The organism is Lentzea sp. (assembly GCF_036380075.1).
In the GTDB taxonomy this organism is placed as follows: Bacteria; Actinomycetota; Actinomycetes; order Mycobacteriales; family Pseudonocardiaceae; genus Lentzea.
The window spans coordinates 1-7274 of record NZ_DASVFL010000230.1; the positions used below are offsets into that span (position 1 = coordinate 1).

At 70.8% G+C, this 7274-nt stretch carries 9 protein-coding genes; 5 read left to right on the forward strand and 4 right to left on the reverse strand.

Annotated elements, in window-relative coordinates:
* Together VF330_RS25185 and VF330_RS25190 are read right to left on the reverse strand one after the other, a co-directional pair.
* The coding region (locus tag VF330_RS25185; protein WP_330854145.1) for a glycosyltransferase family 2 protein at positions 1-630 on the reverse strand (630 nt) is incomplete at its 3' end.
* A 30-nt stretch (positions 631-660) separates the two neighbouring features.
* The gene (locus VF330_RS25190) at positions 661-966 is read right to left on the reverse strand and encodes a WhiB family transcriptional regulator (RefSeq protein WP_330854146.1); all 306 of its coding nucleotides are present in this window, start codon (positions 964-966) and stop codon (positions 661-663) included.
* Positions 967-1211: 245 nt separating this feature from the next.
* Here VF330_RS25190 and VF330_RS25195 point away from each other — a divergent pair, with 245 nt between their 5' ends.
* The 4 genes from VF330_RS25195 to VF330_RS25210 are packed head-to-tail and all read left to right on the forward strand — an operon-like array spanning position 1212 to position 4803.
* Positions 1212-1967: a site-2 protease family protein gene (locus VF330_RS25195; protein ID WP_330854147.1), complete on the forward strand. Its 756-nt coding sequence runs from the start codon at positions 1212-1214 to the stop codon at positions 1965-1967.
* A 43-nt stretch (positions 1968-2010) separates the two neighbouring features.
* Entirely contained in the window at positions 2011-2964 is a 954-nt protein-coding gene (gene cofD, locus VF330_RS25200; protein WP_330854148.1) for a 2-phospho-L-lactate transferase, read from the forward strand.
* Positions 2957-4279, forward strand: a complete 1323-nt coding sequence (locus VF330_RS25205) for a coenzyme F420-0:L-glutamate ligase (protein WP_330854149.1) — start codon at positions 2957-2959, stop codon at positions 4277-4279. The genes cofD and VF330_RS25205 overlap by 8 nt, the downstream gene beginning before the upstream one ends.
* Positions 4276-4803, forward strand: a complete 528-nt coding sequence (locus VF330_RS25210) for an NUDIX hydrolase (RefSeq protein ID WP_330854150.1) — start codon at positions 4276-4278, stop codon at positions 4801-4803. The genes VF330_RS25205 and VF330_RS25210 overlap by 4 nt, the downstream gene beginning before the upstream one ends.
* Here VF330_RS25210 and VF330_RS25215 read toward each other — a convergent pair.
* A complete protein-coding gene (locus VF330_RS25215; protein WP_330854151.1) occupies positions 4800-5678 on the reverse strand; it encodes a DNA-3-methyladenine glycosylase 2 family protein in 879 nt (292 codons plus the stop codon). The genes VF330_RS25210 and VF330_RS25215 overlap by 4 nt on opposite strands.
* Positions 5671-6720 (reverse strand): sugar phosphate nucleotidyltransferase, encoded by a 1050-nt coding sequence (locus VF330_RS25220; RefSeq protein WP_414675452.1) that lies wholly within the window; start codon positions 6718-6720, stop codon positions 5671-5673. The genes VF330_RS25215 and VF330_RS25220 overlap by 8 nt, the downstream gene beginning before the upstream one ends.
* A 119-nt stretch (positions 6721-6839) precedes the next feature.
* On the opposite strand from VF330_RS25220, the gene VF330_RS25225 reads away from it, so the two are divergent.
* On the forward strand, positions 6840-7226 hold the full coding sequence (locus tag VF330_RS25225; RefSeq protein WP_330854153.1) for a hypothetical protein: 387 nt from the start codon (positions 6840-6842) through the stop codon (positions 7224-7226).
* Positions 7227-7274: the final 48 nt, after the last annotated feature.

A 7274-nucleotide genomic window follows, 5' to 3' on the forward strand; every position in this document is an offset into this window, starting at 1 on the left:
ATCATCGCGCAGCAACGGCATCGCCTCGTCGTAACCGCCGAGCGCGTGCCACACCTCACGTTTGATCAACGAACCGGCCGACGAAACGGCCAGCACCTCGGTGCTTTGCTGGAACGACGCGGAGTGCTCCGCCGACGAAAGGCCGGTCTGTCGATGTCCTGAAGAATCCGTCGACAGTCCCGCTTCGACGACCAGCCGGGAATCCACCCAGTCGAGGCACAGCGGGCCGAGCACGGCAGCCGACGGCGACACCTCGGCCGCGGTCAGCAACGAGGCCAGGCAGTCGGGTTCGGGTGCGCTGTCGTCGTGCAGCAGCCACAGCCACCTGCCCGGATCGCCCCACCGGTCGACGGCGTGTTCCACGGCGACGCGCACGGCGGCGCCGAAACCCGTGCCCCGCGGCAGGGTCAGCACACCGTCCAGCAGGTCACCGGCTTCCGCCAGCAACGCCTTCTTCAGCACCGCTGACGTGCGATCTGTCGATCCCGTGTCGACCGCGATCACGTGCCGGGGACGGATTCGCTGGCGCCGCAAAGCGGACAGCGCCGTGCTGAGCCACTGGTCGCCGTCGTGGCAGACCAGGACGCACAGCACCGGCGCTGTCCGGAGCCTCGGGTGAGGACTTGTCACGTCCTCAAGTTAAGGCACGAAGATCACGCTTCAGACGGCTCTCTTCTTGAGCTTGCGGCGTTCCCTCTCCGAGAGACCGCCCCAGATGCCGAAGCGTTCGTCGTGCTGGAGCGCGTACTCCAGGCACTCCGACCGAACCTCGCAGCCCAGGCAGATGCGCTTGGCCTCCCTGGTCGACCCTCCCTTTTCGGGGAAGAACGCCTCAGGATCGGTCTGCGCGCAAAGCGCTCGCTCCTGCCAGTCCTGCTCGTCGGCAGGGTCGAACAGGTACGACAGCTCGCCCTGCGCGACCGGCTGCGTGACGTGATCTTCTTCGAGCTCTTCGAATTCCTGCATTTCGTCCGCCTCCTCGCCTTCCGCTCTCCCCGGTTGGCGGACGCCAGACGCCGTTCCCACAACGACGAATGACACCGATGTGATTACACCTGCGTCACAGCAGGGGGTCAAGTGGAGTCCACACGTCGGGGGATATTCCCGCGGATGGCCGCAAAAAACTTGACGTGCTGCACAGACGGTGATTCGACCGCCGCGACCCCTCCCCGAACGGCCCACCACGCCGGCCGACACGCCACACTGGTGGGGTGACGCGCTCAGCGGTTCGCCCCAGCCCTCTGTTCCTCGGCCTGCTCGCGGCGACCGCCGCCGGAGCGGCCCTCACCCTGCTCGAAGGTGACGTCGCGATCATCTCGGGCACCATCCTCTTCGTACTCGCCGGGTGGGCGGTGACGCTGTGCCTGCACGAGTTCGGGCACGCCGCCGTCGCGTACAAGGGCGGCGATTTCTCCGTACGCGACAAGGGTTATCTCACGCTCGACATCCGCCGTTACACCGACCCCGTGCTGAGCATCGTGCTGCCGCTGGTGCTGCTGGTGTTCGGCGGAATCCCCCTCCCCGGCGGCGCGGTGTGGATCAACCACCACACCCTGCGGTCGAAGAAGGTCGAGTCGCTGGTCTCCCTCGCGGGACCGTTCGCGAACCTCGTGATCGGCGTCCTGCTGGCGTTGGTCGTGACGTTGTTCTCACCGCCGCTCGCGCTCGCCGCCGCCATTTCGTACCTGGCTTTGTTGCAGGTGATCGCGTTCGTGCTGAACATCCTGCCGATCCCCGGTCTCGACGGCTGGGGCGCCATCGAGCCCTTCCTGTCGTACAAGGCGCGCCAGTTCGGCGCCAAGGCCCGGCCGTGGGCGCCGTTCGTCCTGTTCGCCCTGCTGATCGGCTTCGCCGAGGTCAACCTGCTGTTCTTCCAGGCGGCCGGCGCGGTCTTCGAGGCCATCGGCGGTGACGTCGGCTACGCGGGTTCCGGCGCGGCGGCGTTCATGTTCTGGCGCTACCTGTAGGCGTCCTGAGGTCTGCCGGGGCGCTGTGGAAGCATGGGACGGCGTGAAGGTCGTAGCACTGGTCGGCGGGGTCGGCGGAGCTCGGTTCCTGCAGGGACTCAAGACTCTGGGAGCGGACGTCACCGCGGTGGTCAACACCGGCGATGACGTGTGGATGCACGGGCTGCGCATCACGCCCGACCTCGACACCTGCATGTACACGCTGGGCGGCGGGATCGACACCGAACGCGGCTGGGGCCGCGCCGGCGAGTCGTGGACCGTCAAGGAGGAGCTGGCGGCGTACGGGGCCGAACCGACGTGGTTCGGGCTCGGCGACCGCGATCTCGCCACGCACCTCGTCCGCACCCGCATGCTGCGCGCCGGTTATCCGCTGTCGGCCGTCACCGAGGCGCTGTGCGACAGGTGGCAGCCGGGCGTGCGGCTGCTGCCGATGTCCGACGACCGCGTGGAGACCCACGTCGTCGTCGAGCTCGACGGTGAGACGAAGGCCATCCACTTCCAGGAGTGGTGGGTGAAGCACCGGGCCGCGCTGCCCGCGAAGTCGTTCGCGTTCGTCGGCGCCGAGACCGCCACCGCCGGACCGGGTGTGCTGGACGCGATCGGCGAGGCCGACGCCGTGGTCCTGGCCCCGTCCAACCCCGTGGTGAGCATCGGCACGATCCTCAACGTGCCCGGCGTGCGCGACGCGTTGCGCAAGACCGACGCCGGCGTGGTGGGCCTCTCGCCGATCATCGGCGGCAAACCGTTGCGGGGCATGGCCGACGCCTGCCTCGACGCGATCGGCGTGGAGACCTCGGCCGAGGCGGTCGGGCGGCACTACGGCTCCCGCAAGTGCTCGGAGGACGGCATCCTGGACGCGTGGCTGGTGCACACCGGCGACCGCGCCGACGTGCCCGGTGTCGCGGTCCGCGCGGTCCCGCTGCTGATGTCCGATGTGGACACGACGGCGCAGATGGCCCGCGCCGCGCTGGAGCTCGCCGGGGTCGACGTTGACTGACCACGCCGCGGCGGCGCTGGAGCTGCTGCCGGTCACCGGGCTCCCGGAGTTCCGCCCCGGCGACGACCTGGCGGGCGCGATCGCGCAGGCGGCGCCCTGGTTGCGCGACGGCGACGTGCTCGTCGTCACGTCCAAGATCATGTCCAAAGTAGAGGGACGGCTGGTCCGCGTCCCGGCCGACCCCGCCGAGCGCGACCGGGTCCGGCGCGAGCACGTCGACGCGGAGTCGGTCCGCGTGCTCGCCCGCAAGATGCGGACGCTGATCACCGAGAACAAGCTCGGCATCGTGCAGGCGGCGTCCGGAGTGGACGCTTCGAACGTGGCGGGCGACGAGATCGCGTTGCTGCCCGTCGACCCGGACGGTTCCGCGGCGGCGTTGCGCGGGGCGCTGAAGAGCCTGCTCGGCGTCGAGGTCGCCGTCGTCGTCACGGACACGATGGGCCGCGCGTGGCGGGTCGGCCAGACCGACGCCGCGATCGGCTCGTCCGGCCTGCGCGTGCTGCACGACTACGCGGGCTCGGTCGACCGGCACGGCAACCAGCTCGCCGTGACGCTGGTCGCGGTCGCCGACGAGATCGCGGCGGCGGCGGACCTGGTGAAGGGCAAGCTCGGCTCGGTGCCGGTAGCGGTGCTGCGCGGGTTCGAGGCGGTCGACGACGGCTCCACGGCCCGCGACCTCGTCCGGGCGACCGACGAGGACCTGTTCCGCCTCGGCACGGAGGAGGCGCTGGCCCAGGGCCGCGCCGAGGCCGTGCTGATGCGGAAGTCCGTGCGGTTCTACTCCGACGAACCCGTGGACGTCGCGGCGATCAAGCGCGCCGTGGGTGCGGCTCTGACCGCGCCCGCGCCGCACCACACGAAGCCGCTGCGGTTCGTCCTGGTGCGGGAGAAGCGGGCAGAGCTGCTGACCGCCATGCGCGAGCAGTGGGAGCGGGACCTGCGCGCCGACGGGTTCACCGACGAGCAGGTCGCGCGCCGGGTCCGCCGGGGCGACCTGCTGGTGGAGGCACCGGAGGTCGTGGTGCCGTTCCTGGTCCGCGACGGCGCCCACACCTACCCGGACGACCGCCGCGCCGAGGCGGAGAAGACGATGTTCACGGTCGCCGGTGGCGCCGCCGTGCAGGGCCTGCTGGTGGCGCTGGCCGCCGAGGGCCTCGGCTCGTGCTGGGTGTCGTCGACGATCTTCTGCGCGGACGTGGTGCGGTCCGTGCTGGGTGTTCCCGGCGACTGGGAACCGTTGGGCGCGGTAGCGGTCGGCCACCCGGTCGAGCCGCTCGTCCCGCGCGAGCCGCTGGAAGGGCTGATCGAGCTGTGACACTGCACGACGACGCGGTCTCCACCCTGAGCCGCTTCACCGGCCAGGACGCGCTGAAGGAGGCCTACCTCGGCTTCCTGGCGGCCCGCGAGGACGCCTGTCAGCGCTCCTGCGAACCCGGCCACATCACGGCCTCCGCGCTGGTCCTGGACGCCACGGCGGAGCACGCGTTGCTGACGCTGCACCCGCGCGTGGGCCGGTGGCTCCAGCTGGGCGGCCACTGCGAGCCGGAGGACGTCTCGCTGTCCGCGGCGGCGCTGCGCGAGGCGACCGAGGAGTCCGGCATGCGCGGCCTGCGGATCGAGCCGACGCCGATCCACCTCGACGTGCACCCGATCACGTGCTCGCTGGGCAAGCCGACGCGGCACTTCGACGTGCGGTTCCTGGTGCGCGCACCCGTTGGCGCGCAACCGGTCCGTTCGGCGGAGTCGGTCGACCTGCAGTGGTGGCCGCTGGACCAGCTGCCGGACAACGTGGACGACCTGCACCCGTTGATCGAGAGCGCTCTCGCCCGGCTGCGCTAGAACGTGCGGTAGTCGCGCGGCGAGAACCTCGGTGCTCGCCGCGGCCGCCGCAGACCTGCCGCCAGCAGGTACATGACTGCGCGGTGCCGTTGCGGCTGGTAGGGCTCCAGCAGCCCCATCATCGCGTCGTCGTCGCCCGGCGTGCCGGTCAACGCCCACGTGACGTTCTTGGCGACGTGGTAGTCGCCGACGCTCACGGCGTCCGGGTCTCCCCACGCCCGTTGCGCCACCTCGGCGGACGTCCACACGCCGATGCCGGGCACCTTCTCCAGCAGCTCGCGGCTGCGCGTCTCCGCGGCCTTCTCCAGCCGGTGTGCCACCTGGGCCGCGTTGACCAGCGTCCTCCTGCGCGCCCCGTCGAGCCCGCACTGGTGCCACTCCCAGTCCCGCAGGGCCAGCAACCGCTGCGGCGTCGGCGGGACCTTGAGCGGCTTGGGTCCCGGCGCCGGTTCGCCGAACCTGCGGCCCAGCTCGCGCCACGTGCGAAACGCTTCGAGGCCCGTGACCTTCTGCTCCAGGATCGACGCGAACAGCAGGTCCCACACCCGGTTCGTCGCCCCGAGCCGCAGCCCCGGCCGCTGCCGGCGCGACTCGGCGACGACCCGGTGGTGCGCGACGAACTCGTCCACCGTGTCGTCGGCGCCGAGCAGGGCGGGCAGGCCGTCGAGCAACCACAGCCCGCCCTCACCCCACGCCTGCGCCTCGACGACGTCCGTGCGCCGGATGTGGATCGTGCCGGGCCCGCACGGCGTGTTCGCCGCGAACCAGATCCCGCCCTCCGCGCTGAAGGACGGGTCGCCGGGCCCGCGGCGCAACGGCAGGAGCACCGCTCCCAGGTCGAGTGGGAACGGTGGTGTCCAGGTCCTGCTAGGCATCCGTCGAGAAGCGCACGCCGGCCTCGGGCAACACGACCCCAGGCCAGACCCGCGCTCCGCCGATCAGCTCACACCGGGCACCGATCACGGCCGAGTCGCCCACCACCGCGTCCCGCAGCACCGCACCGGCCTGCACCAACGCGCCGGCACCGACGATCGACCGCTCGACGACGGCGTTCTCGCCGACGACCGCACCGTCGAACAGGATCGCGCCGTCGAGCACCGCGCCCTCCGCGACCGTGCAGTTCGCACCGACCGTGCTGCCGCCCTTGACCGTCGCACCCTCGTGGACGTTGGACCCCTCCAGCACGAGGAAGTCACCGGCCTGCGCCACCGCGGCCGACGGCGCCACACCGCGCACGAGGTCCGCGGACCCCTGCACGAACGCCTCGGGCTTGCCGAGGTCGAGCCAGTACGTGGCGTCCACGTGCCCCTGGAGCCGCTTGCCCGCCTCGAGCAGCCCGGGGAACGTCTCGCGCTCCACCGACACCGGCCGCCCGGCGGGAATCGCGTCGATCACCTCACGCCGGAACACGTAGCAACCGGCGTTGATCTGGTCCGTCGGCGGGTTCTCGGTCTTCTCGAGGAACGCCTGGACGCGCCCCTCCCCGTCCGTCGGCACGCACCCGAACGCCCGCGGGTCCGCGACCTTGACCAGGTGCAACGTCACGTCCGCCGAGTGCTCGCGGTGCGTGTCCACGATCCCCGTCAGGTCCACACCCGACAGGATGTCGCCGTTGAAGACCATCACGTCGGGCTCACGCAGCTTGTCCGCCACGTTGCGAATCGCGCCCGCCGTGTCGAGCGGCACCTCCTCGACCACGTACTCGAGCTCCAGCCCGAGCCGCGACCCGTCGCCGAAGTACTCCTCGAACACCTCGGCCTTGTAGCTCGTTCCCAGCACCACGTGGGTGATGCCGGCTTCCTTGATCCGCGACAGGAGGTGCGTCAGAAACGGCACCCCCGCAGTCGGGAGCATGGGCTTGGGAGCGGACAGGGTGAGCGGGCGAAGACGAGTGCCCTTGCCCCCGACCAGCACCACAGCTTCGACGCCGTGCACCTTTTTCCTCCTCCGCGTTACGGCAAGCCGTTCGACGGAATACTCTGACACGAAGCAGATCGTCATACGGGATCTGGTCCCGGCAAGGAGCAAAATCCGACATGGACCCCCGCGACCGGGCCGACGCCTTGCTCGCCCGCGCCCGCGCACGTGGGCGGAACATCGTGACGCCGGACAACATGACGTCCCCGATGGACGCGTCAGACACCCAGCAGATCCCGAGAACGCTGGTCAACGCCATGGACCCGCGCCGGGACCCGGACTCGACCATGATCCTCTCCGCGGCGCAGATGGCCCAGCAGAACGCGGCACGCCCACCCCACCAACGCCCGGGCCAGCCCATGCAGACCGCCCCGATGCCGTCCCCGGCACCCCCCGGCGATGACGCGGAGATCACTCAGGTCGTGCAGCCAGGCGTCATCCCGACCGTGTCGAACCACAAGCCGACCCGCAACACCCTCTCGCAACGCCTCAGCGGCGACATGTGACCGCTCCCTAACCTCGCGCTGGGCCGGATGGCGGCACCGCGCAGGATG

Coding starts and splice junctions, on each gene's coding strand:
- VF330_RS25190 (WP_330854146.1), bottom strand. CDS start 966: ATGCAGGAATTCGAAGAGCTCGAAGAAGATCACGTCACGCAGCCGGTC.
- VF330_RS25215 (WP_330854151.1), bottom strand. CDS start 5,678: ATGCCTAGCAGGACCTGGACACCACCGTTCCCACTCGACCTGGGAGCG.
- VF330_RS25225 (WP_330854153.1), top strand. CDS start 6,840: ATGGACCCCCGCGACCGGGCCGACGCCTTGCTCGCCCGCGCCCGCGCA.